The sequence below is a fragment of the Pseudomonas sp. P5_B2 genome, assembly GCF_056400445.1.
Map to the genome: position 1 here is coordinate 1 of NZ_JBFULH010000727.1, position 1,888 is coordinate 1,888.

General features: G+C 52.9%; 1 protein-coding gene. It reads right to left on the reverse strand.

The annotated features are described in order from the left end of the window. Positions 1-1,888, reverse strand: a 1,888-nt coding sequence (locus AC1DRJ_RS26060; RefSeq protein ID WP_477804687.1) for an RHS repeat-associated core domain-containing protein, incomplete at both ends; no start/stop codon positions are given.

Here is a 1,888-nt window from a genome sequence, read left to right on the forward strand (position 1 = left end):
GCATTGGAAACCAAACCACCTGCGTGTGTGACAAGTTTTTGTTTTTTGGATTGTGTATAGTCGTAGTGGGGGTGTTTAGCTTTATGCTCGGACTCCATAGCGGGTTGTTTGTTTCTGGGCGTTTTCGCTGGCACAACAAATGGATATTGGGCGTTAGAAGTAACCATGGACTGTGAAATGCCGCGAATGGTTTGTTCAGGATCTCTCGCGAGTCCCAACCTATCAAAAAAAGTCATCGGGTTATTCCCCACCATCGCATACAGATTCAGCCCATCCACATCCCACGCAGGGTCTGCACTTACACAGCGTTGCAACCACGGCGCGTAATAGCGCTGCCCATAGTAGTAAAGCCCAGTGACATCCATCTCCTTGCCCGAGTAGCGGATGGTTTTATAACTGACGCCAGTTACCGAACCCTCGGTCAGAAAGGCAGTACCGCCGAAGGGATAATATTCTTCATGACTGATAAGACGGGCGTCCTGGTCAAGTTCCGTAAGGCTCGAACCCAGTTGGTCGTCAAGAAGGTAGCGCACCTGGTTGTTATCGATACCGTCGGGTTTTTTGTTCACCCAGTGCAGACAACGCACACTGCCCAGAATGGCGGGCAAGGTAATGACATGAAGTTCTTCGCCGGTGTCGCGGGTGCGTACTTCCAGTCCATTCAGGTAGCGCACTTCGTGGAAATGAGTGGTCGATAGCGTATGAGTTTCGTGGCGTTTATAGACCCGCTCACCATTGCTGTAGCGATAGGTTTCTTTATCGTCGAGACCGGACTTACGCTCGATTAGCGTTATGGATGATGGTTGATCGCGGCTGTTCCAGTGCTGGGTCTGTCCCGCTTGTAAGGTTTGCAGATTGCCATGGCGGTCGAACAAGGATTCAAAGACCGGCGGTGAGTCGCCCGCTTTCCAGCGCACGCCGCGATTGCTCGAAGGGTCAATGCACATCTGGTGAGTGTAGCCGCCCACTGCACGGGTATGGGTCAACTGAATGAGGTTGCCGCCCCGGTCGTAGGTGAAGTCCTGTTGATAGTTGAGATGATTATTGGGATCGCTTGGCAAAGGGCGGCCCGGTACGTCGGCGGTCGGAGTGGCATCATGGCCAGTGGCACTGGTCAGACGGTACAAAGAGTCATAGGTGAACTCACGGCGGCCATCAATGAGCTGGTTTTTGAAAAACACGGGTTTAAAAACGTGATCGTCGATGCTCGTCACGTTACCGACCCGATCGTAGAAATACTCCAGTTTTTGCAGCAAGGCCTGACCGGGTATACCTGCTTCCATCTTGTTCAAACTTCCATCTGCCGGGTCATAGATCCATGTCCTGACCACCTTGCTGCCTGTGATTTGCTGGATAATCTGACCCTCGGCGTTGTACCGGGCATCTTCAAGGATGGTCATCACTGGACTGACGGCATCGATTTGCAGGGTCAGCTGGTTGATCTGCCCGGCAATGTTGTATCGAGAGTGCTGCTGATGGCCGCCCGCGTCGATCTGGCTCAGTGGCTGACCTTGTGCGTTATAGGTCCATTGTGTGGTGTAAACCTCGGCATTGAGCATCGTGCGGGTTTCTTCGAACGGTAACGCGTTGAGGCTAAAGCTTTTGAATTCGATTGAACCACCCGGGTCGACTTTCTTTTGCAATTGCCCGCGCACGTTGTTTCCAGAGGGCGCATCGCCCTGCCAATAGCTAAAAACCTCGACGTTGGCATGGGCATTTTCATCGACGGTCAATAGCCGTAAATTTCCATCGTAAGTGTTCCGCCACCTGTTGCCGCGTTCATCCCAGCGTTGAAGGACTTCACCCGTCAAGCCTGGGAGGATCAGGCGCCAACCGGCATCGACGCTGTCGATCTTCAGCGATTGACCCGATAGTCCGAAGACATTCA